The sequence below is a fragment of the Paenibacillus sp. FJAT-27812 genome, assembly GCF_001273905.1.
Lineage (GTDB): Bacteria > Bacillota > Bacilli > Paenibacillales > Paenibacillaceae > Pristimantibacillus.
In genome coordinates this window covers 6415135-6440323 of the sequence record NZ_LIGH01000001.1, presented here as the reverse complement: position 1 = coordinate 6440323, position 25189 = coordinate 6415135, and the positions used below count along the sequence as shown (strand labels likewise).

The 25189-nt window shown below is 49.8% G+C and carries 31 protein-coding genes; all 31 read left to right on the top strand.

Annotated elements, in window-relative coordinates:
* The first annotated feature begins 37 nt into the window (after positions 1-37).
* The gene (der, locus tag ADU23_RS27510) at positions 38-1360 is read left to right on the top strand and encodes a ribosome biogenesis GTPase Der (RefSeq protein ID WP_053376679.1); all 1323 of its coding nucleotides are present in this window, start codon (positions 38-40) and stop codon (positions 1358-1360) included.
* 12 nt (positions 1361-1372) lie between these two features.
* Entirely contained in the window at positions 1373-1969 is a 597-nt protein-coding gene (plsY, locus tag ADU23_RS27505; RefSeq protein ID WP_053376678.1) for a glycerol-3-phosphate 1-O-acyltransferase PlsY, read from the top strand.
* Between the two features lie 10 nt (positions 1970-1979).
* On the top strand, positions 1980-3014 hold the full coding sequence (locus tag ADU23_RS27500; RefSeq protein WP_053376677.1) for an NAD(P)H-dependent glycerol-3-phosphate dehydrogenase: 1035 nt from the start codon (positions 1980-1982) through the stop codon (positions 3012-3014).
* An 81-nt stretch (positions 3015-3095) separates the two neighbouring features.
* Positions 3096-3371 (top strand): stage VI sporulation protein F, encoded by a 276-nt coding sequence (locus tag ADU23_RS27495; protein ID WP_053376676.1) that lies wholly within the window; start codon positions 3096-3098, stop codon positions 3369-3371.
* A 138-nt stretch (positions 3372-3509) separates the two neighbouring features.
* A complete protein-coding gene (locus tag ADU23_RS27490; protein WP_053376675.1) occupies positions 3510-3689 on the top strand; it encodes a DUF2768 family protein in 180 nt (59 codons plus the stop codon).
* 56 nt (positions 3690-3745) lie between these two features.
* Entirely contained in the window at positions 3746-4042 is a 297-nt protein-coding gene (locus ADU23_RS27485) for a 2Fe-2S iron-sulfur cluster-binding protein (RefSeq protein ID WP_053376674.1), read from the top strand.
* Positions 4043-4080: 38 nt separating this feature from the next.
* Positions 4081-4683 carry a hypothetical protein gene (locus ADU23_RS27480; protein ID WP_053376673.1) on the top strand — a complete coding sequence of 201 codons (603 nt, stop codon included), beginning with the start codon at positions 4081-4083 and terminating at the stop codon, positions 4681-4683.
* Positions 4683-5030, top strand: coding sequence for a 2Fe-2S iron-sulfur cluster-binding protein (locus ADU23_RS27475; RefSeq protein WP_053376672.1), 348 nt, complete (start codon positions 4683-4685; stop codon positions 5028-5030). The genes ADU23_RS27480 and ADU23_RS27475 overlap by 1 nt, the downstream gene beginning before the upstream one ends.
* Positions 5031-5119: 89 nt before the next feature.
* Entirely contained in the window at positions 5120-5872 is a 753-nt protein-coding gene (locus ADU23_RS27470) for a DUF3939 domain-containing protein (RefSeq protein ID WP_053376671.1), read from the top strand.
* A 297-nt stretch (positions 5873-6169) separates the two neighbouring features.
* The gene (gene spoIVA / locus ADU23_RS27465; protein ID WP_053376670.1) at positions 6170-7648 is read left to right on the top strand and encodes a stage IV sporulation protein A; all 1479 of its coding nucleotides are present in this window, start codon (positions 6170-6172) and stop codon (positions 7646-7648) included.
* Positions 7649-7877: 229 nt separating this feature from the next.
* On the top strand, positions 7878-8153 hold the full coding sequence (locus tag ADU23_RS27460; RefSeq protein WP_053376669.1) for an HU family DNA-binding protein: 276 nt from the start codon (positions 7878-7880) through the stop codon (positions 8151-8153).
* Between the two features lie 246 nt (positions 8154-8399).
* A complete protein-coding gene (mtrB, locus tag ADU23_RS27455) occupies positions 8400-8621 on the top strand; it encodes a trp RNA-binding attenuation protein MtrB (protein WP_053376668.1) in 222 nt (73 codons plus the stop codon).
* 131 nt (positions 8622-8752) lie between these two features.
* Positions 8753-9328, top strand: a complete 576-nt coding sequence (locus ADU23_RS27450; RefSeq protein WP_053376667.1) for a hypothetical protein — start codon at positions 8753-8755, stop codon at positions 9326-9328.
* Positions 9329-9453: 125 nt separating this feature from the next.
* Positions 9454-10323, top strand: coding sequence for a heptaprenyl diphosphate synthase component 1 (locus tag ADU23_RS27445; RefSeq protein WP_053376666.1), 870 nt, complete (start codon positions 9454-9456; stop codon positions 10321-10323).
* A gap of 8 nt (positions 10324-10331) precedes the next feature.
* Positions 10332-11042, top strand: a complete 711-nt coding sequence (locus tag ADU23_RS27440) for a demethylmenaquinone methyltransferase (protein ID WP_053376665.1) — start codon at positions 10332-10334, stop codon at positions 11040-11042.
* 2 nt (positions 11043-11044) lie between these two features.
* Entirely contained in the window at positions 11045-11920 is an 876-nt protein-coding gene (locus ADU23_RS27435; RefSeq protein ID WP_053376664.1) for a UbiA-like polyprenyltransferase, read from the top strand.
* Positions 11921-11928: 8 nt separating this feature from the next.
* Positions 11929-12564: a UbiX family flavin prenyltransferase gene (locus ADU23_RS27430; RefSeq protein WP_053376663.1), complete on the top strand. Its 636-nt coding sequence runs from the start codon at positions 11929-11931 to the stop codon at positions 12562-12564.
* A complete protein-coding gene (locus tag ADU23_RS27425) occupies positions 12551-13402 on the top strand; it encodes a menaquinone biosynthetic enzyme MqnA/MqnD family protein (protein ID WP_053376662.1) in 852 nt (283 codons plus the stop codon). The genes ADU23_RS27430 and ADU23_RS27425 overlap by 14 nt, the downstream gene beginning before the upstream one ends.
* An 8-nt stretch (positions 13403-13410) precedes the next feature.
* The gene (locus ADU23_RS27420; protein WP_053376661.1) at positions 13411-14385 is read left to right on the top strand and encodes a polyprenyl synthetase family protein; all 975 of its coding nucleotides are present in this window, start codon (positions 13411-13413) and stop codon (positions 14383-14385) included.
* Positions 14386-14414: 29 nt separating this feature from the next.
* Positions 14415-14858, top strand: a complete 444-nt coding sequence (gene ndk, locus ADU23_RS27415; RefSeq protein WP_053376660.1) for a nucleoside-diphosphate kinase — start codon at positions 14415-14417, stop codon at positions 14856-14858.
* Between the two features lie 27 nt (positions 14859-14885).
* Positions 14886-15665, top strand: a complete 780-nt coding sequence (locus ADU23_RS27410) for a CheR family methyltransferase (protein WP_053376659.1) — start codon at positions 14886-14888, stop codon at positions 15663-15665.
* A 73-nt stretch (positions 15666-15738) separates the two neighbouring features.
* Entirely contained in the window at positions 15739-15906 is a 168-nt protein-coding gene (locus ADU23_RS33355) for a hypothetical protein (RefSeq protein ID WP_176707683.1), read from the top strand.
* Between the two features lie 198 nt (positions 15907-16104).
* Positions 16105-17274: a chorismate synthase gene (aroC, locus tag ADU23_RS27405; protein WP_053376658.1), complete on the top strand. Its 1170-nt coding sequence runs from the start codon at positions 16105-16107 to the stop codon at positions 17272-17274.
* A 2-nt stretch (positions 17275-17276) separates the two neighbouring features.
* On the top strand, positions 17277-18377 hold the full coding sequence (gene aroB / locus ADU23_RS27400; protein WP_053376657.1) for a 3-dehydroquinate synthase: 1101 nt from the start codon (positions 17277-17279) through the stop codon (positions 18375-18377).
* Positions 18377-18745, top strand: a complete 369-nt coding sequence (aroH, locus tag ADU23_RS27395) for a chorismate mutase (protein ID WP_053376656.1) — start codon at positions 18377-18379, stop codon at positions 18743-18745. Before aroB ends, aroH begins: the two co-directional genes overlap by 1 nt.
* 356 nt (positions 18746-19101) lie before the next feature.
* Positions 19102-20670: an anthranilate synthase component I gene (gene trpE, locus ADU23_RS27390; RefSeq protein WP_053376655.1), complete on the top strand. Its 1569-nt coding sequence runs from the start codon at positions 19102-19104 to the stop codon at positions 20668-20670.
* Complete coding sequence (gene trpD / locus ADU23_RS27385) at positions 20670-21722, top strand: anthranilate phosphoribosyltransferase (RefSeq protein WP_053376654.1); 1053 nt, start codon at positions 20670-20672, stop codon at positions 21720-21722. Before trpE ends, trpD begins: the two co-directional genes overlap by 1 nt.
* Positions 21709-22509 carry an indole-3-glycerol phosphate synthase TrpC gene (gene trpC, locus ADU23_RS27380; RefSeq protein WP_053376653.1) on the top strand — a complete coding sequence of 267 codons (801 nt, stop codon included), beginning with the start codon at positions 21709-21711 and terminating at the stop codon, positions 22507-22509. The genes trpD and trpC overlap by 14 nt, the downstream gene beginning before the upstream one ends.
* Entirely contained in the window at positions 22506-23183 is a 678-nt protein-coding gene (locus tag ADU23_RS27375) for a phosphoribosylanthranilate isomerase (RefSeq protein WP_053376652.1), read from the top strand. The genes trpC and ADU23_RS27375 overlap by 4 nt, the downstream gene beginning before the upstream one ends.
* Positions 23180-24385 carry a tryptophan synthase subunit beta gene (trpB, locus tag ADU23_RS27370; protein ID WP_053376651.1) on the top strand — a complete coding sequence of 402 codons (1206 nt, stop codon included), beginning with the start codon at positions 23180-23182 and terminating at the stop codon, positions 24383-24385. The genes ADU23_RS27375 and trpB overlap by 4 nt, the downstream gene beginning before the upstream one ends.
* Positions 24372-25181: a tryptophan synthase subunit alpha gene (gene trpA, locus ADU23_RS27365; protein ID WP_053376650.1), complete on the top strand. Its 810-nt coding sequence runs from the start codon at positions 24372-24374 to the stop codon at positions 25179-25181. Before trpB ends, trpA begins: the two co-directional genes overlap by 14 nt.
* Positions 25182-25189 lie beyond the last annotated feature (8 nt).

Here is a 25189-nt window from a genome sequence, read left to right as displayed (position 1 = left end):
TTATCGTGAGTATTTTTGAAGGAGTGGAAAACAAACTATGGCAAGACCCGTTATCGCTATTGTCGGTCGTCCGAATGTGGGTAAGTCCACCATTTTCAATCGGGTAATCGGCGACCGTCTAGCAATTGTTGAGGATAAACCGGGAGTCACTCGTGACAGGCTTTATGGCACCGGAGAATGGAATGGAAAATCGTTCAGCATCATCGATACCGGCGGTATTGAAATTGATGGTGAAGATGAAATTATGAAATCTGTCCGTATGCAGGCTGAGCTGGCTATTGAAGAGGCAGACGTGATTATCTTTATGGCCGATGCGAAAACAGGCTTGACGCATGCGGATGATGAAGTGGCTCAAATGCTGTTCCGTTCTGGCAAGCCTGTCGTATTGGCCGTTAATAAAGTGGACAATGAAGGCCGTATGGATGAAGTTTATGAGTTCTATGGTCTAGGCTTTGGTCAGCCAATCGCGATATCCGGCTCCCATGGACTCGGAATCGGTGATTTGCTTGATGCAGCAGTAGAGCTTCTGCCTGAGCTTACCGATGACGGCTACGATGAGGATGTCATTCGTGTCGCCCTTATTGGACGCCCGAATGTCGGGAAATCATCGCTTGTTAATGCTTTGCTTGGCGAAGATCGCGTAATCGTAAGCAACGTTGCGGGTACGACGCGCGATGCGATTGATACGCCGTTCGAGCGTGACGGCCAGCGCTATGTACTGATCGATACGGCTGGTATGCGCAAGCGCGGCAAGGTGTATGAATCTACGGAGAAGTACAGCGTTATGCGTGCGATGAAAGCAATCGAGCGCGCAGATGTCGTTCTTGTGCTTATCAATGGCGAAGAGGGCATCATCGAGCAGGACAAGCACATCGCGGGTTATGCTCATGAAGCAGGGAAAGCATCGATATTTGTTGTGAACAAATGGGATGTCGTCGAAAAGGACGAGAAAACGATGCAAAACTTCTCGCAAAACATTCGCGATCATTTCTTGTTTATGTCGTATGCGCCTATCGTTTATCTATCTGCCTTGACGAAACAGCGCTTACAAAAGCTGCTGCCTGTCGTCAAGCACGTATCCGAGCAGCATGCTATGCGCATTCAGACGCATCTGCTTAACGATGTCGTATCCGATGCTGTGGCGATCAACCCGCCGCCGTCTGACAAAGGCAAACGTCTGCGCATTAACTACGTAACGCAGGTTGCCACTAAACCGCCGACGATCGTTGTATTTGTCAATGATCCGGAAATCATGCATTTCTCGTATGAGCGATATTTGGAAAATAAGATTCGTGCTGCATTTAATTTTGAAGGGACGCCAATACGAATATTCTCGCGTCGTAAGTCCGAAGAAGATTAGGGGAGAAGTAGCTTGTTATACGGAGTAATCGCGGTTGCTTTAAGCTATTTGCTGGGATCAGTTTCATTTAGTATCGTTATTGCAAAATGGGTCAAAGGGATTGATATACGCCAGCATGGCAGCGGCAACGCTGGCGCTACGAACACATTGCGGGTGCTCGGCAAAGGGCCGGGCATACTCGTATTTGTTCTTGATATCGCCAAAGGCGTTGCGGCTGTATGGATCGGACGCGTTCTTGGCGAGAATGATTGGATTCCCGTTATTTGCGGTCTTGCGGCTATTATCGGGCACAACTGGCCTATTTGGTTCCGCTTCAAGGGCGGCAAAGGGATTGCCACTACGGTTGGCGTTATCGCGACGCTGGCTTTCTTACCTGCTCTATGCGCAGGTGTCGTTGCGATTGCAACGATTGCATTAACAAGGTATGTGTCTCTCGGCTCGTTATTGTTTGCTGCGCTAACGCCATTATTCATTTCTATCTTTTATTTTTCCGTACCTTTACTTTGTGCAAGTCTTCTGATCTGTATATTTGCTTTTGTACGCCATCGGACGAATATCGTAAAGCTGTTCCAAGGAACGGAGAACAAGCTAGGGGCTAAGAAAGGATAGTGAGCGTCGCATGACAAAACGTAATCCATCAACGACGAAAATTGCGGCAGTGTTAGTTGCAGGCAGTTGGGGAACGGCGCTTGCCTCGGTTCTCGCGAATAATGGCTATCATGTGAGGCTGTGGACGCGGAATGCGGAGCAAGCGGATGACATGAATCAAAACCATGTGAACAGCAAGTTTTTGCCTGGCGTCAAGCTGCCGGAGCTAATCCATGCTACGACGGATATGAAACATGCGCTGCAGGATGCCGAGCTTGCCTTGTTCGTGGCGCCATCGGGGGCCATGCGCGAGGTAGCAAGGCAAGCAGCGCCTCACTTGCACAGCGACACGCTTGTCGTTCATGCAACAAAAGGTTTTGAAACCGATACGCTGAAGCGGATGACAACCGTTCTCTCCGAAGAGCTTAACCGTCCGCTCGAGCAGCTTGTTGTGCTGTCAGGACCAAGCCATGCGGAAGAAGTCATCTTGAAGCAGCCGACTACGGTTGTTGTCGCATCCGCTGACAATCAAGCGGCTGAGCAAGCGCAGGATGCGCTCATGAATACGCATTTCCGCGTTTACACAAATGTTGATGTCGTGGGAGTGGAGGTTGCAGGCGCGATCAAAAACATTATTGCGCTTGGAGCCGGTCTCTCTGACGGTCTTCAGTTCGGCGATAATGCCAAGGCGGCGCTTCTTACTCGCGGCCTGGCTGAGATCGGCAGATTGGGAGCAGCCATGGGGGCGAATCCGCTTACCTTTGCCGGCCTGGCCGGCGTTGGCGATCTCGTCGTTACTTGCACAAGCAAGCATAGCCGCAACTGGCGCGCGGGATACATGCTGGCTGACGGAACGTCTCTTGATGAGGTGCTAAGCCGAATGGGAATGGTCGTTGAAGGCGTTCGGACAACTCGCGCTGCCTTTGACCTTGCGAAGCAGCATAACGTAGAAATGCCGATTACGTTCCAGCTGTACGAGGTTTTATTCGCGAATAAAGCGCCGCGAACGGCTGTCGAGCATCTAATGGGACGTCTTCGCACGCATGAAATCGAAGAGATAGGCTAAGGACCAGCGCCTACACCAAACCTACATTCACCTCATATGATGCATGGAGCAAGACACTAGCGCATCCTGGAGGTGTAGGGCATGGCGAAGGACTTTTCCAAAGACATTCTTAGTTCGATCAACAAAAAAACCGGCAAGAACATTACGGAAAGCTCGGTCAAAAAGCTTGCCAGCGGCGTTACTGCAGAAACAATGCAAGACGAAGCCGAACTGCGCAAGCTGATCAAGCAGGTGTCGGATATGGCTAAGGTCAAGGTTACCGAATCGACGGTCAACGATATCGTGAAAGCAGTCAAGGCCAGCGGCATGAGCGCAAGCAGCATGGAAACACTCATGAAAATGATGATCAAAAAATAAAGCTTAACGGCAAAAGCTAGGGGTGCTTCCGAATTTTCGGATTCGGTGCAGTACCTTGTCAGCTTTTGTCCTTTTTTTTGAGCGATGTTATAATGGGTGAGAATTCATTATGATATAGATTAGGAGAATGGGATTACTATGGATGCAATGACAAAAATGTGGGTTTCGCTGTTCGGCATTGGAATGATGGCGATTGCGGCCCTTTTAATTACGTTTGCCCGTTTGAAAACAAAAGGCGTTCTGAAATTTGTTCTTTCGCTGATTGCCTTTATCGTCCTCATAATCGGATTTATTTGCGGGCTTATTTCAATTATCTAGCCTATCTTACATACGAGACTCGAATAAGCTAACATAAAGGGAGACTTTGACATACAATGATTGAATTGAAGGGTAGAACGAAAACAGCTGTAGTAGAAGGGGAAGCAGGCTTGTCGCTGCTTGATCTTGCGCTGAAGCATAACGTTGATTGGAGCTTTTCCTGCGCCCGTGGAACCTGCGCTCGCTGCCGCTGCCTGATAACCGAAGGAGCGGACCAGCTGGAAGGCATTACGGACGAGGAATGGGACCGCCTTGAGCCGGAGGAATTCGAAGAGGGCTACCGGCTTGGCTGCCAAGCCATTGTCAAGCAGGATAATGCAACGATTGCTGCCGCCAACAAGCCATATTTCTAATGCTACATTACGCCATACGGAAAGAGGATGTGCCGGCGATGACAGAACATGAACGCATTCATAAAGCGCTGGCTGTCCTTATAGATGCCACAGGATCATGCAACGCGAATTGGGTAGTCGGCGGCAGCGCAAGCTTAATGCTGCGAGGGCTGCCGCTGCCAGCGAAGCCGCGGGATTTGGATATTTATTGCGATGACGAGGATGTTGCACCCATTTATGAGTCGCTTAGAGCATTTGCGGTGGATGAGCCGGCAATAAGCGTAACGGATATGTACCGCTCCACCTTGAGCCATTTTCTCATTCATGGCGTGCAAGTTGAGCTAGTTGGCGGATTCCAGGTGCAAGCTGCCGGCAATCTTTATGAAACAAGGGTTCGCGAGCTGCTTATTCCGCATGCCGAACACATTCAATTGTATGAACAGGAATGTCCGGTGCCGATCGTTCCGCTTGCGCATGAGCTGTGGTTCAACTACCTTCGGAATCGGATGGACCGGGTTGAGCTGATCGTCCAAGCATTTGCGGAAGCTCCTAAAAATCATGAAGCAGCCCTGAGAGCCGTTGAAGCTAACAATACGTTCACTGCTGAAGCGAAGGAGAACGTTCATCATTTGATATCAGTTCGAGAGGCTGGAGGCTTGTAATGGACGGAGAGGTTACTTTTTGGCCTTCTGGCCGCAAAATAAAGGTGAAGCCCGGCACGACGCTGCTAGACGCCGCCAGACGCGCTAATATACCGATTCGCACACGCTGCGGGGGCAAAGCTGCCTGTTTCATGTGCAAGGTCACAGTGAGGCCAGGAAGCGAGCTACAGCCGATAGCAGATAATGAAAGAAATAAGCTATCCGGCTTAGATGGCGACTATGTAAGGCTGTCCTGCCAAGCAAAAGTGGCAGGCAAGGTAGAGGTGGAGATTCCGCTCGATCCGCTCCGTGCAGCCGTCGCGCGCCAGCTCGCCCGGCAAGCGGAGGAAGACGGAAGTTTATGGTGACAACGCTTACGATACAGGTTTGTTGCGCAAAGCTTTAACTCATGAATCGCGCTGAAGCTTTGCGCAGCAAATCTTTGAGGAGGAAGGACATGAATCATATTTTTAAGGGCGAGCTGCGCCGTCACACGCGTCAACTGTCGGTGTTTGTTGCTTTAATCATTATGCTGCTTTCTTTATCTGGCTGCTTATATCCTAAGGATCAGTTGAAGCAAAATAAAGTGGCGCCAAAAGAGGCGATAAGAAATGTGCAAGCTGCAATCGACCAATATCAAGCGGAGACGGGTATGCTGCCCATCAAAAATAGCACAGCCGAAACGCCAAAGTATGAAAAATTTCAAGTTGATTTCTTAAAGCTTAACCGGACAGGCTATCTGACCGACATCCCTACTGCCGCATTTGAAAACGGCGGCAACTACAGCTTCCTTGTCATTGATGAAGAGACTAAGCCTCGGGTTAAGCTGCTCGACATTTTGGCCTTCCAAAAAATTAACGATATCCAGAGCTGGGTGAAGGCGTTTATCCAAGCAAATAGCGTGCTTCCAAAAGGGGAGCAAATGTATCCCGGTTATTATCAAATCGATTACAAAAGCATGAAGAAGGAAGCGCCGGTTATTCGCAGCGTTTTCTCCGGCCAGTCGATTCAAGCCTTAGTCGATGAGAATGGCGTCGTTTACTCCGATTACGGAATCGATGTCATGCAATTCGTTCAAAAAAGCGGAAAATCCGATTACGATGAAAATTTTGATTTGCGGACGCTGTTAGTGGATGGAAGCGATTTTGTGCCTGTCAAAGCGCCGGCTTATCGATTGGTAAATAATGAGCCACAGGCCGTGCAGCAGTAGGACAAGCCAGATTTTATCTATAGTTACGCCATTTCCTTTCCCAGACAACTCGTCTTGGAGAGGATTTTTTTTGCCTATTGCGGTCATAGATACGCTTTTAATCTCATATATTTCAATCTTGGAAGGGAAGCTCGCAGACGAGGGAAAAAAGATTTCGCAGAAGGAATCGTCATAATCGGAAAGCTTGCACATATGATGTTACTAGTCCAAAAAGCATGTACGAGTTGCGTCGCTGGCCTGCCCTATTGACCGGTGGATGGCGGCGAACCGGAAAAATCAATTGGGAGGGGATATTCAGTGGAGAAAGTAGATATTTTCAAGGATATAGCCGAAAGAACCGGCGGGGATATTTACCTCGGGGTTGTCGGGGCTGTCCGGACGGGCAAATCAACGTTTATCAAACGGTTTATGGAGACGGTTGTACTTCCGAACATCGCTAACGAATCAGACCGTGTGAGAGCCATTGACGAACTTCCTCAAAGCGCCGCAGGCAAGACGATTATGACAACAGAGCCTAAATTTGTGCCGAATCAAGCGGTTCAGCTCAGGGTTACCGATGGACTTGAGGTAAACGTGAGACTGGTCGATTGCGTCGGATACGCAGTTGAGGGCGCGAAAGGCTATGAGGACGAAAATGGTCCGCGCATGATTACGACTCCTTGGTTCGATGAGCCGATTCCTTTCCAAGAAGCGGCTGAGATTGGAACACGCAAAGTTATCCAAGAGCATTCTACACTCGGTGTTGTTGTCACAACAGACGGTTCGATCGCAGAAATTCCGCGCAACTCCTACGTTGTAGCTGAAGAACGTGTCATTAACGAGCTGAAGGAAGTCGGCAAGCCGTTTGTGCTCGTCATCAACTCCACTCGGCCTAAGAGTGAAGAAGCGCTTCAACTGCGCAGCGAGCTGCAGGCGAAATACGATATTCCGGTAATGACGCTTAGCGTAGCGACAATGGGCGAAGAGGAAGTTATCTCAGTACTGCGGGAAGTGCTCTACGAATTCCCCGTGCATGAAGTGAATGTCAACCTGCCAAGCTGGGTAATGGTGCTGAACGACAATCACTGGCTCCGCACCAACTACGAAAGCTCCGTTCGCGATACGGTAAAAGATATTCGCAGACTGCGGGATGTCGACCGCGTCGTAACCCAGTTCATGGAATATGATTTCATCGCACGGGCCGGACTCAGCGGAATGAACATGGGGCAGGGTGTCGCCGAAATCGACCTGTACGCGCCAGATGAGCTGTACGACCGCATCCTCATGGAGGTTGTGGGCGTGGAAATTCGGGGCAAGGATCATTTGCTGCAGCTGATGCAGGACTTCTCTCATGCCAAAAGGGAGTACGACCGCTTTGCCGAAGCGCTGGAGATGGTCAAGACGACCGGATACGGCATCGCGGCACCGTCACTTGCGGAAATGGCACTCGACGAGCCGGAACTAATTCGCCAAGGCTCACGCTTTGGGGTTAGACTGAAGGCCACAGCACCGTCCATCCATATGATCCGCGTCGATGTGGAATCGGAATTTGCTCCGATTATCGGCACGGAGAAGCAAAGCGAAGAGCTGGTTAGATACTTAATGCAAGACTTCGAGAATGATCCAATCAAGATTTGGGAGTCTGATATATTCGGCCGTTCCCTGCACTCGATCGTGCGAGAAGGCATTCAAGGCAAAATCGCGATGATGCCGGACAACGCGCGCTACAAACTGCAAGAGACGCTTGGACGCATCATCAACGAGGGCTCCGGCGGATTGATCGCGATCATCCTGTAGGTAACTGAATCTAGCATATCGAATAAGCCGCTGCCAAACAGGGAGCGGCTTATTTGTTTTGGAGGAAATGATCGTTAAGTACTTGAAATTGGCAAACGGCTGTATTACTATAGGTTTGTTCGGTCAAAAGGTATATTTTTGAAGTTTTCCGTTAATAAGAGGGATAAGATGAGAGTTTATATGCTTACAGCAAAATCATGTGATGCAGCACTTTGGAGGAGGTGAAACAATGAACAAAACAGATTTGATTACTAAAGTAGCTGAATTGACTGATCTTTCGAAGAAAGATGCAACGAAAGCGGTTGATGCTGTTTTCGATGCGATTTCCGATGCTTTGCAAAGCGGAGATAAAGTGCAATTGGTTGGATTTGGTAACTTCGAAGTTCGCGAGCGTCAAGCCCGTAAAGGCCGTAACCCGCAAACGGGAGATCCAATTGAGATCGCAGCTAGCAAAACGCCTGCTTTTAAACCAGGAAAATCACTTAAGGACCTTGTATCCAATTAAGCATAGGAATGCGTAAGCGGCGATTGCTGCCGATCATCGGCGGCAATGCCCGCAGCGCAGCAAAATATAAGCATGAACAAAAGGCTCTAGCCTATAAATGATTATATTTTGAGCAAGCAACGCTCGAACGGAATGCCGTTCGGGCGTTTTTTTGCACATCCGCAAGCCTGAAGAGATTGCACAAACGTCGTACTTCCACTATAATTCACATGGATAGTTTGCAATTTCGGAAGCGGAGGGATAATGATGGAGCCTACACATGGCGAGTATATTGTTATAAAAGCAAAGGACCAGGGCGTTCAAGTCATCGGTTTAACACGCGGACTGGACACAAAATTTCATCATACGGAAAAGCTGGACAAAAACGAAATATTAATTTGCCAATTTACCGATCATACTTCAGCTATTAAAATACGGGGTAAAGCGGTCGTCATGACGAAATACGGGACGATGGAAACCGATCAGTAGCAACAAACGTGCAGGGCAGGCGAAGCCTGCTTTTTTTTTGCCTGATCCTGTCCGAATAAACAACCTCCAACGCTCGTACAATGAAGTATGAGTCTTTTTTCTATGGACGAGCGACTATTTGGAGGTGCAGGGTGAACATCGGAAAACCACTCCTAACCGCATGCGTGTCGGTTCTGGCTGTCACTTTATTCTTAACCTGGCTGCCGCATATGGCGTCAAAGCGTTCAGCAAATGACCATGATATAGCCGTTTTTCGCGCTTCACCGGCCGTTAGGCTTACCAACAGCAATCTTGTTGATGTTCTTGTGGCTATTTCGCTCAGCGAGCGATTGAATAAGGCGGAGTGGAGCAATGGCATTTTGTCCGTTGACCTAAGGGTGAGCACAAGCAAAGGCAGGCCGACAGTCTGGTTTGCCGACGTGGAGAAGCTGGTGCGCGTATCCTTCCTTCAACTCGAAAATGTGAAGCGGGTGCTCATACGGATCGTTGAGGAGAAGGAAAGCGGCGAAGCGCTGCTTGCCGCTGTCGACGTGAGGAAGACGGATGAATGGCTCATCCATGAGCTGAATGGTCTTGCCGAGGCCGATCCCGTACATGACGAGCTGTGGCGAAACAGGCTGCGGGTCAGCTTTACCTCTGCTTGGGAAGAGCGGTTCGGGCCAGTATCTGGGTTTACAGTAAAGCCTTCGTCTATTTCGCAGCATTAGCTGTGATGGATGTTGCAATTTGTTGAACACGCAGGTTGAATCGTATGCTCTTTAGAAAAAGTTGTGCTATAATAGTTTAGATTATTGAGCGGCGATTTGCGCTTCTCTGTTCGGAGGCTTCCCCCATGAAAACATACCGTATACCTGAAATAGCTCAAAAGTATGTAGAATATGACATGATTAAAGCGCATACGGCGCTACCTGACTTACCGGACGCAAGGCTGCGATTGCTCCATGTATTCCTAAATGAGCAGCAGTCCTTAAAGTCAAACAGCGAGCTCTATACGCTTGTCGTATCTCTCGTTCAGCTAGGGATGGATACGCATGATTTGATCGATACGGAGCAAGAACAGCGCTCTGAGCCGGAGATGCGGTCAAGACAGCTTAAGGTGCTGGCCGGCGATTATTTTAGCGCGACTTTTTATCAATTGCTTGCGCAGGCCGGCCAAATTGACATGATATCCAAAATCAGCAGCGCGGTTTCCGAGGTCAACAGGCTGAAAGTGAATTTATATGTCCGGATGAGGCAGCTCAAAATAACCGCAGAAGATTATTTGAGCTGCACAGTGCAGATTAGAAGCACCTTGTTTCACATTTTCTCGGGCGTGCTTGAGGGAACGCTTGCGCAGGCCTGGTCCGAGATTCTGCTCGGCGTTAGCCGCTGCGAGGTTTTGCGCGAAGAGTTAGCCCGTTTGGAGAGTTCGGCTCGGCTTGATAAGAGCTGGGCCTACTGGCATCTCATGCAGGAGGGAACCGACGATGAGCGGCAGCAGCTATCTTCGCGCATGCAAGATGCTGCATTTGTTAACAGTTTGGCACAAAAATACAAGGTGCGCAGCCAGCTTACAACGAAGCTGAAGCAGTCAGCGGATGCCGTGGTGGCTTTAGCTGGAGAGCTGGAATCGGACAAGTTGCTCGGTGAATTGACTTCTATCGTCGATGCTCTGTTATACGAAAAGCCCGGTTACACGCCTGCGCTCAACGAGACGAGGTGACTTTAGAGATGGATTCGAACTCCAAAAGCCATGTGCATGGCGTATTTGAAAGAATTGCTCCAAAATACGATTTGATGAACGACCTCATCAGCTTTCGCCGCCATAAGGCTTGGCGGAAGTTTACGATGAAGAAAATGAACGTAAAATCAGGACAAACCGCGCTGGATCTTTGCTGCGGAACTTGTGATTGGACGATCGCGCTGGCGGAAGCAAGCGGAACCGGGGAAGTTGTCGGCCTAGATTTTAGCCAAAACATGCTCGATGTCGGAGCCCTCAAAATTGAAAAGCTTGGCCTGAATAAGCAAATTAAATTAGTGCAAGGAAATGCGATGAGCCTTCCCTTCGCGGATAGCTCCTTCGATTATGTGACGATTGGTTTTGGCCTTCGCAACGTGCCCGACTACTTGCAGGTTTTAAAGGAAATGCAGCGCGTTGTTAAGCCTGGCGGGCTAGTCGTATGCCTAGAGGTATCCAAACCTACCTGGCAGCCTTTCAAAGCGATGTACAACTTATATTTCGAGCGTATATTGCCGCAAATGGGCAAGCTTGTAGCCAAGAGCTTCCAAGAGTACAAATGGCTGCCGGAATCGCTTAAAATGTTCCCCGGTCGACAACAGCTTGCTGAGCTGTTTGAAGATGCGGGTCTTGATCAGGTGAAGGCATATCCTCTGACCGGCGGAGTAGCTGCGCTGCATATGGGGACAAAGGAGAAGAAATAGCAATGATTCGCAAATTACGCATTATTTTAGAAATGATTAAGTTTGAACACACCGTTTTTGCATTGCCTTTCGCTTTTATGGGCGCTATTCTAGGGGCGGTGATGATGGAGCAGCGGCTTCCTTCCTGGGCTGAGATCGGCTGGATTACGCTTGCGATGTTCGGCGCCCGCAGCGCGGCAATGAGCCTCAACCGTCTAATCGATAAAGCGATTGACCTGCGCAACCCAAGAACGGAGAAGAGGGCGCTTCCGGCCGGACTGCTGAAATCCGCGGAGGTTTTATTGTTTATTATCGTTTCATTCGTTCTGCTGTTCGTAGCAAGCGCTAATTTGGAGCCTATCGCTCTTAAGCTCATGCCTATTGCGGTAGTCATGCTTGTCTTATATTCTTATACGAAGCGTTTTACATGGTTATGCCATATCTTTCTTGGATTTACGATTGCGCTTTCGCCTCTTGGCGGCTGGGTAGCGATTACGGGCGGCTTTGATTTGGCTGCATGGCTATTGTATATAACAGTAGCGCTATGGATCGCAGGGTTTGACATCATCTATGCTACCCAAGATTTTGAGTATGACCGAAACGTTGGTTTGCATTCGATTCCGGCTCGCTTTGGCATCGCAGGCGCACTATGGATCGCGCGTGCCCTGCATATGGTGACGGCAATCGGCTTTGTTACGTTGTTTTGGCTCACGGACTTAAGCTGGATGTATCTGCTTGGGACGTTAATATCGATTTCCTTATTGTTTTATCAGCACTGGCTCGTTCGTCCAAACGATCTGTCACGGGTCCAAACGGCATTTTTCGGTATGAATGGTACCCTTAGCGTCGTGCTGTTTTTGTTTACAATCGTTGATTTGCTCGTTATTCACGAATGGTAGAAGCTAACATGGCTGCCAGCCCATCGAATTGGACGAATCGTTGGGTGGTCGGCATTACAGGCGCAAGCGGCTCGATTTATGGCATTAGGCTTATCGAGGTGCTGCTTGAAATGAACTATGAGGTTCATCTAGTCGTTACTGAAGCAGGCTGGAGGGTGCTGAAGGAAGAGCTTGGCTGGGAGACGACACGTCGCTCCGCAGCTCTTGAGGCGCGCTTCGGCGAGGCTATCGCGACGAAAAGGCTTGTGTTCCATCCGAATGCGGATATTGGCGCAAGCATAGCAAGCGGCTCTTACCGCGTACAAGGAATGGTTATTGTGCCGTGCTCGATGGGGACGCTTGCCTCAATCTCGCACGGCATTTCCGATGATTTGATGACTAGAGCTGCGGACGTTATGTTAAAGGAGAATCGGAAGCTGTTGATCGTACCGAGAGAGACGCCGCTTCACGCGATTCATCTTGAGAACATGCTGACGCTCGCTCGCCTTGGCGTTCGAATGATTCCGGCAATGCCGGCTTTTTATTACAAACCGCAGTCGATGGATGAAATGATTGATTTTCTGGTCGGTAAAGTGCTTGACAATATGGCTATCGACCATGATTTGTACAGAAGATGGGGAGATGAGCAGAATGGGCATGAATAATCGCCCAATCACCATTGGAAGAATTGATTACGCGAATGCTTGGCCGCTATTCCATCAGTTCGAGGAGCGAGCTGATCGGGACAGCTTTGAAGTGATTAAGCGTGTACCTTCTGAATTAAACCGAATGCTTCAGGTTGGTGAACTGGATATATCAGCAATATCGTCCTTCTCTTATGGACAAAACGCAAATGACTATGTACTTTTGCCGGAATTATCGGTAGGCTCTGTTGGAGCGGTAAACTCGATCCTCTTGTTCTTGAAGGAGCCCATTGAACGCAAACGGCCTGAACGAATTGCCGTAACGACCACATCGGCAACTTCAGTCAATTTGCTCAAAATAATGATGGCTTTGCATTTTGATTGCAATCCCACTTATTTTACCGCAGCACCCGAGCTTGATCGTATGCTTGAGACAGCCGATGCGGCGCTTATTATCGGCGATCCGGCGATTCAAGCCTCTTGGCGAGACCACGGGCTTCATGTCATTGACTTGGGGCAATTGTGGAATGAATGGACGGGTCTTGGAATGACTTATGCCGTTGTTGCGGCACGCAAGGAAGCGGCTTTATCCGCGCCTGAAGCCGTTCATGCTGTATATAAGACGTTAATTGCGAGCAAACAGTATAATAAGGCTCATCTTGGTCCACTAATTGAACAAGCATGTTCACAGCTTGGGGGAGTATCGACATACTGGGAGATGTACTTTCATTCGCTTCAATATGATTTTGGGAGCAAGCTGCAAGAAGGACTTAAGTTATATTTCGATTATTCGAAGCAGTTAGGACTGCTGCCGAATGACGTGGAGCTTACTTTTTTTGAAGACCAATCTGCCCAATAGGTGAAAGAATGAAACTACTAGACTTGTATGCAAAGATGAAAGGCGACCTAAATCAGATCGAGCAGGAGCTGGAGCGAAGTGTGTCAGATGACCATTTGCTGCTCGGCGAAGCTTCTTTGCACTTGCTGAAAGCCGGAGGGAAACGGATCAGACCCGTTTTCGTCCTGCTTGCCGGCAAGTTTGGCGATTATCGGCTTGATGTGATGAAACGGATCGCAGTACCTCTTGAACTTATACATATGGCTTCACTCGTGCACGATGATGTCATTGACGATGCGGAAACTAGGCGCGGCCAGCTAACCGTTAAATCCAAGTGGGACAATCGCATAGCGATGTACACGGGTGATTTTATCCATGGCAAAGCGTTAACGATTGCAGCTCAGCTGCCCAATCCACTGATCCATCAAATTTTATCAAATGCGCTCGTACAGATGTGCATTGGTGAGATGGAGCAGATTCGCGATTTCTTTAATACCGAGCAAACGATCCGCAACTACCTGCTGCGGATAAGGCGCAAAACGGCTTTGCTCATCGCCATTAGCTGCCAGCTTGGCGCTATTGCAGCGAACGCCGACAGTAAAACTGCGAACCGTCTGTACCGTTATGGCTACAATGTAGGCATGGCATTTCAGATCGGAGACGATTTGCTTGATCTCTATGGGACCGAGAAACAGATCGGAAAGCCGCCAGGCTCCGATATGCGTCAAGGCAACATTACGCTTCCGGTATTGCTTGCTCTCCAGGACCTGAGCATACGTGATTCTCTGTTAAAAGAGATCGCATCCATCAGGGAGCATGGAGGCCAAAAGGATGCGGGGCGCGCCATTGAATTGATCCGTAAAAGCGATGGCGGACAGCTCGCTGACCAGCTCGCGAATCGGTATATAAAAAAAGCTCTGCAAGCATTAGAGGGATTACCGAACGTTGCAGCGAAAAAGAACTTGATCGATCTCGCGCACTTTATTGGCAAACGTAATTATTAAATATGCGAATTCGAAAGGAATGGATGTAGATGGAAAGAACTTTTCTGATGATTAAACCAGATGGCGTTCAGCGGGGCTTAATTGGCGAAATCGTGTCAAGGTTTGAAAGAAAGGGACTGCAGCTGTCAGCAGCCAAATTTATTTTGATCAATAAGGAGCTGGCGGAGCGCCACTATGAAGAGCACAAGGGCAAAGTGTTTTATGAGCCGCTGCTTGAATTCATCACATCCGGTCCGGTATTTGCGATGGTATGGCAAGGCGATAACGTCATCGCGCTCACTCGCGCACTAATCGGCAAAACGGATTCTGTCGATGCAAGTCCCGGAACGATTCGTTCAGACTTTGCTGTACATACGAACTTTAATCTCATTCATGGCTCGGATTCCGTTGCTAACGCTGAGCGGGAGATCGCCATGTACTTCACGCCATCTGAGCTGGTTAATTACGAACATACTATTCAACGGTGGGTGTAAATTACCCGCTTAACGATGGAGGCACCTATGCTTGAGGATCGTGATTTTGCACAGTTTATAGCTCGAATAAAGCAAAAGACCGAAATCGATTTGTCGCAGTACAAGGAAGCCCAAATGAAGCGCAGGCTGACTACACTGCGAATGAAGCACGGTTATCAAACGTTCGAGGAATATTGGAAAGCGATTGAACAAAATCGCAGCATGCTGAATGAGTTTTTGGACCGCATGACGATTAATGTATCTGAGTTTTGGAGAAACCCTTCCCGGTGGGAGGTTTTGCAAAAACGGTTTTTTCCGGATATGCTAAGCGCCTCGAGTCGCCTTAAAGTATGGAGCGCAGCTTGCTCGACGGGTGAAGAGCCGTACACGTTAGCCATGATTTTATCGGAGCTTGGCGCGCTGCAGCGGTCCTCGCTCCTCGCGACGGATTTGGATGCGAATGTGCTTCAAAAAGCGATGGAAGGCAGCTATTTGGAACGCTCGCTGCGCGACGTTCCGGCGGCATGCCGGCAAAAATATTTTAAGCAATCGGAAGGCGCATATCTGATTTCGGACTCATTAAAGCAATTCATCCAATTTAAGCAGCAAAATTTGCTTCATGATACATTCGACAGCTCGTTTGACTTAATCGTATGCCGGAATGTTATGATTTATTTTACTGAAGAAGCTAAGCATCAGCTGTATCATAAGTTTTCCAAAGCGCTTAAGCCCGGCGGGCTGCTTTTTGTTGGAAGCACGGAGCAAATATTCTCGCCTGCGCAGTACGGCTTCGAGACGGCGGATACCTTTTTTTACCGCCGCGTGTAAGGGGCATGTATACCGTTTTCCATCTTCTCCTATACTAGTTATAACGTAAGCGACTTGGAGGATGAAGCAACCGATGGATAAGCGTAAGGTAATTGCCGCCTATAGGCGTGGTTTTATTTCGATTCAAGAATGCGCGCAAATTATCGGAGTAGACAACGGACAGATGACAAGGCTTGTAAATGACCCGATGCTAATGAATGAAGCCGTGCCGCTGCTTGAGAAAAAAACAGTTAATAGTTAATAGCTGCTGCCAGAATTGGCTGCCTGGAATTGTCGTTCATGCGGACAATTCCGGCAGCTTTTTTTATGCGGCGGCAGCGGCTGAAACAGGCTCAAATTCTTGTCAAACCGGAAGGGCTGTACTATAATGAGCAAAGATGTTTAGTGCTGTAAAGCATAGCAGGCGCATATAGGCTTGCTTAGAAGGAGGAGCTTTGGTTTGAGTTTAAGATATTTGACAGCGGGCGAGACGCATGGCCCCCAATTAACCGCTATTATTGAAGGTCTTCCAAGTAATTTGACGATTGATTTTGAAGAACTGAATTTCCAGCTGCACCGCCGCCAAAAAGGACATGGACGCGGTCGCCGGATGCAAATTGAGAAAGATACCGCTAACATTGTCGGAGGCGTTCGTCATGGCAGAACGACAGGTGCTCCTGTAGCGCTAATCGTAGCTAACAATGATTGGAAGCACTGGACCTCCGTTATGAATATTGAGCCTATTGAAGGCAGCGACGAAGAGAAACGCCGCGTACATCGCCCGCGTCCAGGCCATGCAGACTTGAACGGCGGCTTGAAGTATGATCTGAAGGATTTGCGCAACGTGCTCGAGCGCTCCAGCGCCCGCGAGACGGCGGCACGTGTTGCGGTTGGTGCGGTTGCACGTCAATTGCTGGCGGAGTTCGGCATTAAAGTTGCGGGACAAGTAATTCGAATCGGCGAGATTGAAGCGCCGGCGAATCAGCTTCCTGTCGATGAATTGATCCGCTTGACGGAAGAATCTTCGGTTCGCGTCGTAGACAAGGAAACCGAACAGAAGATGACGGATTATATCGATCAAATTAAAGCGGAGGGCGATTCGATCGGCGGGATTGTGGAATGCATTATCGAAGGCGTGCCGATTGGCCTCGGCAGCCACGTGCAGTGGGATCGCAAGCTTGATGGCCGAATCGCGCAAGCGGTTGTATCCATCAATGCATTCAAAGGCTGTGAGATCGGCATTGGTTTCGAAGCAGCAAAGCTTCGCGGCTCGCAGGTGCATGATGAGATCATGTATGAAGCAGAGCGCGGATACCACCGCGCTACGAATCGCCTGGGCGGCTTCGAGGGCGGCATGACCAACGGCGAGCAAATCGTCGTTCGCGGCGTTATGAAGCCGATTCCGACGCTTTACAAGCCGCTTCGCAGCGTGGACATCGATACGAAAGAACCGTTCACCGCGCAGGTTGAGCGTTCAGATAGCTGCGCTGTGCCTGCTGCCAGCGTTGTAATGGAGCATGTGGTCGCGTGGGAAGTGGCGAGAGCGTTCCTTGAGAAGTTCGGAGGCGATTCCATCGAGGAAATTCGCGCGAATTTGAACAACTACCTTGAGCAGCTGGGACGGTACTAAGCATGCGTGAGCTCACAGTCGAATTAGGTGACCGCACTTATCCTATCTATATTGGGGAAGGCCTTCTGAAGGAGGCTTCCTCCTATTTCGTTAAACATGGCATTAGCAAGAAGTCGCCGCTGCTCATCATTACGGACAGCCACGTTGCTGATTTTCATTTGCAATCGCTTGAATCCGAGCTATCAGCTGCAGGCTTTAAGACGTCAAGCATCGTCGTTCCCGCAGGGGAGAGCTCAAAGTCGCTGACGATGCTGGAGTCGCTCGTTACCAAAGCTTTGGAGGAAGGCCTAGACCGTAAATCAGCCATCGTTGCGCTTGGCGGCGGCGTCGTAGGCGATCTTGCCGGTTTTGTAGCTGCATCGTATATGCGCGGCATCAAATTCGTGCAAGTGCCAACGACGATTTTGGCGCATGACAGCAGCGTTGGCGGCAAAGTGGCGGTTAACCATCCGCTTGCCAAAAATATTATCGGAGCGTTCCATCAGCCGGAGCTCGTCTTGTACGATTTGCTGACGCTTCAAACGCTGCCGCCGCGAGATGTCAGCGGCGGCTTGGCGGAGATGGTCAAGCACGGACTTATTTGGGATGAAGCGTTTGTCGTTTGGTGCGAGGAGAATGCGGAGAAGCTGTTAGCGCTCGATCCGGAAGCGTTAGGCTACGGACTGTACAAAGGCTGCAGCGTGAAGGCGGCTGTCGTATCGAAGGACGAGCGTGAAAATGATCTGAGAGCGATCTTAAATTTAGGCCACACGATTGGGCATGCCATCGAGGCGGTTGCCGGTTACGGCGAATTCATGCATGGCGAAGCGATTTCAATTGGCATGATCGGCTCTGCAAGGCTCGGCCTGCGCTATGGCGCACCAGAAGAGGTTTATACGGTAACGAAACGAGTGCTTGCGAAATGCGGGCTGCCCGTTCGTTTGCCTGAGCATATTGACGTAGACAAGATCATGGAAGCGATGATGCATGATAAGAAATTTGCTGAGGGTACGATGGTTTTTGTTGTACCGACAGCAATCGGCAAAGTCGAAATCAAACCTAATGTTCCCGTTGAGTGGGTTCGTGAAATAGTAGAGCAATTGAAACAGGAGGCGGAGCTGTAATGAGTGTTAGAGGTATACGCGGTGCGATTACGGTAGATGCAAACGAAGAACAGCCGATTTTGACTGCGACAATCGAAATGCTGAATGCGATCGTAGCAGACAATGAAATTGTGCCAGACGATATTTGCAGTGTGTTCGTGACGGTAACAAGCGATCTAGACGAGACGTTTCCGGCTCGTGCGATTCGTCAAATGAAGGGCTGGGAGCTCGTGCCGCTTATGTGCGCGCTTGAGGTTCCGGTTAAAGGCAGCCTAGAGCGCTGCATTAGACTGATGGTTCTGATTAATACCGACAAAACGCAAGCGGAAATTCGTCATGTATATTTGAGCGGCGCGAAAGCTCTGCGTCCCGACTTGTCCAAAGCTTAAGCAATCATTAGCTCGTAACTTAACAATCCCTGTGTTGACGCACGGCCGTTCGTTGTTGTATATTTAGTAACGTAAGTGAGAGTAGCAGAGCCGAGTAATGAGCTGAGTTGAGATGAGTAGAGACTAGTTGAGAGTAGCAGAGTAGAGCAATTATTTGTACGGAATGATGAAAGAGCTGAACGATTATTTGTGCATAGGCGCATAGAATCGTAAAAGTGCTGTTTCGCCGTACCTACGATTGTATCTTTTTCCGCTTACACACTTCCGTCATCATCTAAACCAACGCTCCTGCTTAGGCAGGAGCTTTTTTTGTTCACATTAAAGGCTAGGTTTATTAAACAGGGAGGTTGTTCGGAATGTCAAATGAGCTGCAGCATGTTACACGTCTTGCCGATCAATACAATTTAATTCCAATTGTTCGTTATATGATGGCGGACACAGAAACACCAATCCGGCTGTTTCAGCATTTTGCGAAGGAGGATCATGCCTTCCTGCTGGAGAGCGTCGAGGGCGGTGCGAAGTGGGCGCGTTATTCGTTTATCGGAACAGATCCTTTTATGATGCTTTACGGTAAAAACGGCGAGATGGTGCTGGAGCATAGAGGCGAGAAGCATGTGCTTAACGATAAACCGATTGAGCTGCTCAAAGCTCATTTGCGTTCCTTCCGCAGTCCGTCGCTTCCAGAGCTGCCTCCCTTCACGGGCGGTGCGATCGGCTTTTTTGGATACGATTTGCTGCAATATTACGAGAAGCTTCCGGCGCACCGAATTGACGATTTGAATATGAACGATATGCAGTTTATGTTCTGCGACCAAGTCATCGTCTTCGATCACTTCAAGCAGCAGCTGCAAATTGTCGGCAACGTTCATATAGCCGAAGGAGCGACCGATGCTGATATCGCAAGAAGCTACGAGGAGGCGGTTGCCAAAATCGAAGCGACGATCGAGCGATTGCAGCAGCCCGTAACGATTCCCGTAACGGCTGGCGGATCAATCCAGTTTGATCAAGAGCTTGGCGATATTCAATCGAACGTAACGAAGGAGCAATTCATCTCCAATATCGAGCAGGCGAAGCAGTACATTCGTGCAGGCGATATTTTCCAAGTGGTATTGTCGCAGCGCTTCAACATTGATACCGATATTGATCCGCTTCATGTGTACCGTGTGCTGCGTACGATGAATCCATCTCCGTATATGTATTATTTGAAAATGGGCGAAGAGGTTATCGTCGGCACATCGCCGGAAGCGCTGGTGAAGGTAAACGGGGATCGCGTGGAGACACGGCCGATTGCCGGCACAAGGCCGCGCGGCAAAACGCCGGAAGAGGACAAAGCGCTTGAGCTTGAGCTGCTTGCAGACGAGAAGGAGCGCGCGGAGCATTTGATGCTGGTTGACCTTGGCCGCAACGATATCGGACGCGTGTCGGAGTTCGGGACTGTAAAATGCGACTCGTTCATGGAGATTGAGAGATACTCGCATGTTATGCATATCGTTTCTAACGTTTCAGGCAAGCTGCACAAGGACAAAGACTTCTTTGATGCATTCATATCCTGTCTGCCTGCCGGCACGGTCTCGGGCGCGCCAAAGCTCAGAGCGATGGAGATTATTGCGGAGCTGGAAAATGAAGCTCGCGGCGCTTATGCGGGCGCAATCGGATACTTGGGCTTTGGCGGATCGATGGATACTTGCATTACGATTCGGACGATCATTTTTAAACACGGCAAAGCTTATGTGCAAGCCGGAGCGGGCATCGTATGGGATTCCGTGCCGGAGAGTGAATACTTAGAGACGGTGAACAAAGCCAAAGGGATGCTTAAAGCGATTCGCGCAGCAGAAGCGATCTTCGCGCAGCCGAAGCCATCAGATAGCTTCAATTCAATCAATATGGATTATTACGTCAAGGCCGGAGAGGGGCTTGGTCAATAATGCAAGGGAATGAAGCGATAACGATGCAGCGTGCGCTTAGTCAGCTTATCGGCGGTGCGGATCTTACGAGAGAGCAAGCAAGCGCGGTCATGAACATCATCATGAACGGCGAAGCAACGGATGCTCAAATTGCCGGCGTTGTAACTGCACTGCGGATGAAGGGCGAGACGAAGGACGAAATAACGGGTTTTGCGGAAGCGATGCGCGCGAATTCCAGCCATCTCCATACGGAGCAGGAGGGATTGCTGGATACATGCGGGACCGGCGGATCGGGCATTCATAAATTCAACATTTCTACCGCATCCTCCATCATTGCGGCAGCAGCGGGCATTCGGGTAGCCAAGCATGGCAATCGTGCCATGTCGGGCAAAACAGGCAGTGCAGATGTGCTGGAAGCGCTCGGCGTGCAAATTGCGATTTCACCGGAGCAAGCCGCGTTATGCTTGAACGAGATCGGTATTTGCTTCATGTTCGCGCAGCTGTACCATCCTTCGCTTCGCCATGCTGCAGTACCGCGCCGTGAGCTTGGCATTCGGACGATATTTAACATGCTTGGGCCGCTTACGAATCCGGCAGGAGCAGACAGGCAGCTCCTTGGCTTGTATGACCGTGCGAGAACGTCGACCGTTGCTGAAGTGCTAGGCGAGCTCGGCTTGAGGCGGGCGCTGGTCGTGAGCAGTCATGACGGTCTTGACGAAATCAGCATCTCTGCGCCAACGCAAATTTCGGAACTGTTAAACGGTAAGGTTCAAACCTATGATGTTACGCCTGAGGAGCTGGGGCTGACGCGCTGGCCGATCGCGGATGTGATGGGCGGCGAACCGGAGGTGAACGCTGCGCTTATTCGCGCGATCTTCTCGGGTGAACAGCGCGGAGCTTACCGCGATATCGTGCTTGCGAACGCAGGAGCTTGCATTTATGTGGGCGGACTGGCAGCTTCCCTTAGCGAGGGTGTAACGATAGCAGCCAAAGTAATCGATTCTGGCGAGGCGCAGCAGAAGCTCGTCAGCCTCATTCAAACGACAGGAGAGTTGGCACATGTTTCTAGATAAAATTGTAGCAACCAAGAGGGCAGAGGTTGAAGAGCTCGCTGCTCGCTTTGATCTGGCAGAGGTTGAGAAAGAAATCGCAGCTTTGGCAGCATGCAGAGGCTTCGAGAAGGCGTTGTCGAAGGAAGGCCGCAATAGAAACATGGGTCTAATCGCGGAGGTGAAGAAGGCATCGCCGTCCAAGGGCTTGATCCGCAGCGATTTTGAGCCAACGTCGCTTGCTGCAGCTTACGAAGCTGCCGGGGCAGATTGTATTTCGGTGTTGACTGACCGTGACTATTTCCAAGGGTCAAACGCTTTTCTGAGCGCGGTGCGCGACACGGTAAAGGTTCCTCTTCTTCGGAAGGATTTCACAATCGATGAGCGTCAAATTTATGAAGCGCGCTTGATCGGCGCGGATGCGATTTTGCTAATTGCCGCAATTCTGACACCTGCACAGCTTAGTAAATTTCATGATCTTGCGAAATCGATCGGCATGGACGTGCTTGTAGAGGTGCATAACCTAGAGGAGCTTGAAGGTGTTCTTGAGCTGGATAAAGCGACGCTGATTGGCATAAACAATCGTGACTTAAAATCATTCGTAACTGATTTGAAAACAACCGAAGCTCTCATCGGGCATATGCCCCGAAATGTAACAGTTATCAGCGAAAGCGGCATAGCAGGCAAGTCCGATATGGACTATTTGCAAACAATCGGCGCTCATGGCGTGCTGATTGGCGAGCATTTTATGCGTCATGAAAATGTAGGCCAAGCGGTAGAGGATCTGATGGGTACGGTGATCGCTCGATGAAGCAGCTGCCGCGTATCAAAATATGCGGGTTAAAGGATGTCCAAACGATTGAGGCGATGAATGGTTTGCCTATTCACGAGATCGGCTTTGTGTTTGCTCCAAGCAAGCGGCAGGTCGATAAGGAAACGGCTGCTCAGCTTATAGAAGCAGCAGCCAGGCTGCAAGCAGCTGGCGGTGAACGTCCGAGGACGGTCGGCGTCTTCGTGAATGAATCTTACGAGAATCTGCATGCTATTTTAGCGGAGGCGCAACTGGACGTCGTTCAGCTGCATGGCAATGAATCGGCTGCATTTTGCAGGTCGGTTCGCGAACAGCTTAAGGTGCTGGTATGGAAGGTATTTTCTGTAAAACGGGACACTGATGGAAATGGTCCTGTCTCCGCACTTGAGCTTTTGTCGCCATACAAGGGGGCTGTTGATGCGGTGCTTATCGATGCTCCTGGCGGCGGTACAGGGCAGACTTTCAACTGGGAAGCGATAGAAGACTATAATAAAGCGGCTGACGAGCTTGGCCTAACACTATATGTTGCTGGCGGATTGCATGAAGGAAACGTACAAGAGCTGCTTAGGACATATGCTCCAAGCGGGATTGATGTATCTAGCGGAGTAGAGACGGATGGTCGCAAGGATATCGACAAGATCCGATTATTTGTAAGAAGGGTGATGGAAGCATGACACAGGTACCAGATGAAAATGGCCGCTTTGGCGCATTTGGCGGAAGATACGTGCCGGAAACATTGATGAACGCATTGCTTGAGCTGGAGGAAGCTTATGCTCATTACTCCAAGGATCAAGCGTTTCAAGACGAGGTTCGTTATTTATTGCATAAATATTCGGGACGCCCTACATCGTTGTATTATGCGGAGCGATTGAGCGCGCATCTCGGCGGAGCGAAAATATACTTAAAACGAGAAGACCTGAACCATACCGGCGCACATAAGATCAACAATACGATCGGGCAAGGCGTGCTTGCAAAGCGCATGGGCAAATCGAAAATTATTGCCGAGACCGGCGCAGGTCAGCATGGTGTAGCGTCTGCTACGATCGCTGCTTTGCTTGGCCTCGAGTGCAAGGTGTTCATGGGCGAAGAGGATATGAAGCGTCAGCAGCTCAATGTGTTCCGCATGCAGCTGCTCGGCTCTGAAGTGGTGCCTGTGCTGTCGGGTACAAGAACGCTTAAAGATGCTTGCAACGAAACGCTTCGCTACTGGGTTAGCAACGTTGACGATACTTATTATATTTTGGGCTCGGTTACTGGCCCGCATCCTTATCCGATGATGGTTCGTGATTTCCAACGCATTATTGGGGATGAAGCCCGTCAGCAGATTTTGGCCGATGAAGGCAGATTGCCTGACTACGTAGTGGCAGCAGTAGGCGGAGGCAGCAACGCGATGGGTATTTTCTATCCGTTCGTTAACGACGAAGGCGTGAAGCTGCTAGGGGTTGAAGCAGCCGGCCGCGGAGTGGATACGATAGAGCATGCGGCTACAATGACTAAAGGACGCCACGGCGTATTCCAAGGCTCCATGAGCTACGTGCTTCAGGACGAGCATGGACAGGTTCAGCCGGCGCATTCGATATCCGCAGGACTCGACTATCCAGGCATTGGACCGGAGCATGCTTACCTGAAGGATTCAGGCCGTGCGGAATATGTACCTGTGACTGATGCGGAGGCACTCGAAGCACTGCAGTTGCTGTCGCGCACGGAAGGAATTATTCCGGCGCTTGAATCCGCGCATGCGATTGCTCAGACGATTAAGCTTGCTCCAACGCTGGATAAAGACAAGGTTGTCGTTGTAAGCTTGTCCGGCCGCGGTGACAAGGACGTAGAGGCGATTATGGGGTATTTGGGGGTAGAAAAGCATGAATCACATTGATACGGCGTTTGCGCGCCTGAAAGCCGAAGGCAAAACGGCGCTTATTCCTTTTGTAACGATGGGAGACCCTGATCTGGACACGTCCGTTCAGATCATCCAGACGCTTGAGAAAGCCGGCGCCGATATGATCGAGCTGGGCGTTCCTTACTCCGATCCGCTCGCAGACGGCCCAGTTATTCAGCGGGCATCCGAGCGTGCGTTGCTCCATAACAGCATTACGTTAAAGGATTGCATTTATGTTGCGGAGCGGGCTCGCGAAGCCGGCGTTACCATTCCTTTTATCTTATTTACTTATTATAATCCAGTCTTTCAGTTCGGATTGAAGGCGTTCTTTGAGCTTGTAGCAAGCAAAGGGATCAGCGGACTAATTATTCCTGATTTGCCGATTGAAGAGGATGAGGAAGTACGTCAGCTTGCCGAAGAGGCTAACGTTCATCTAATCCCGCTTGTTGCACCAACCTCAAAGGATCGCGTGACCCGGATTTCGCGCAAAGCAAAAGGTTTTGTGTATTGCGTATCCTCGCTTGGCGTAACGGGAGTGAGAGCGGATTTTCATACGGGCATTGATGAATTTCTTGCGACAGTGCGCGAGGCGACTGATTTGCCGATCGCCGTTGGCTTTGGCATTTCAAGCCGCGAGCAGGTAGCTCGCTTCGAGAAGCAATGCGACGGGGTAATCGTAGGAAGCGCTATTGTACGCACGATTGAGGAAGCGATTCCGCTGCTGCAAGATCCAAGCAAACGTGATGCAGGCCTTAAGCAAATCGGCGATTTTGTCGCACAGCTTAAAGGATAATGATAAGA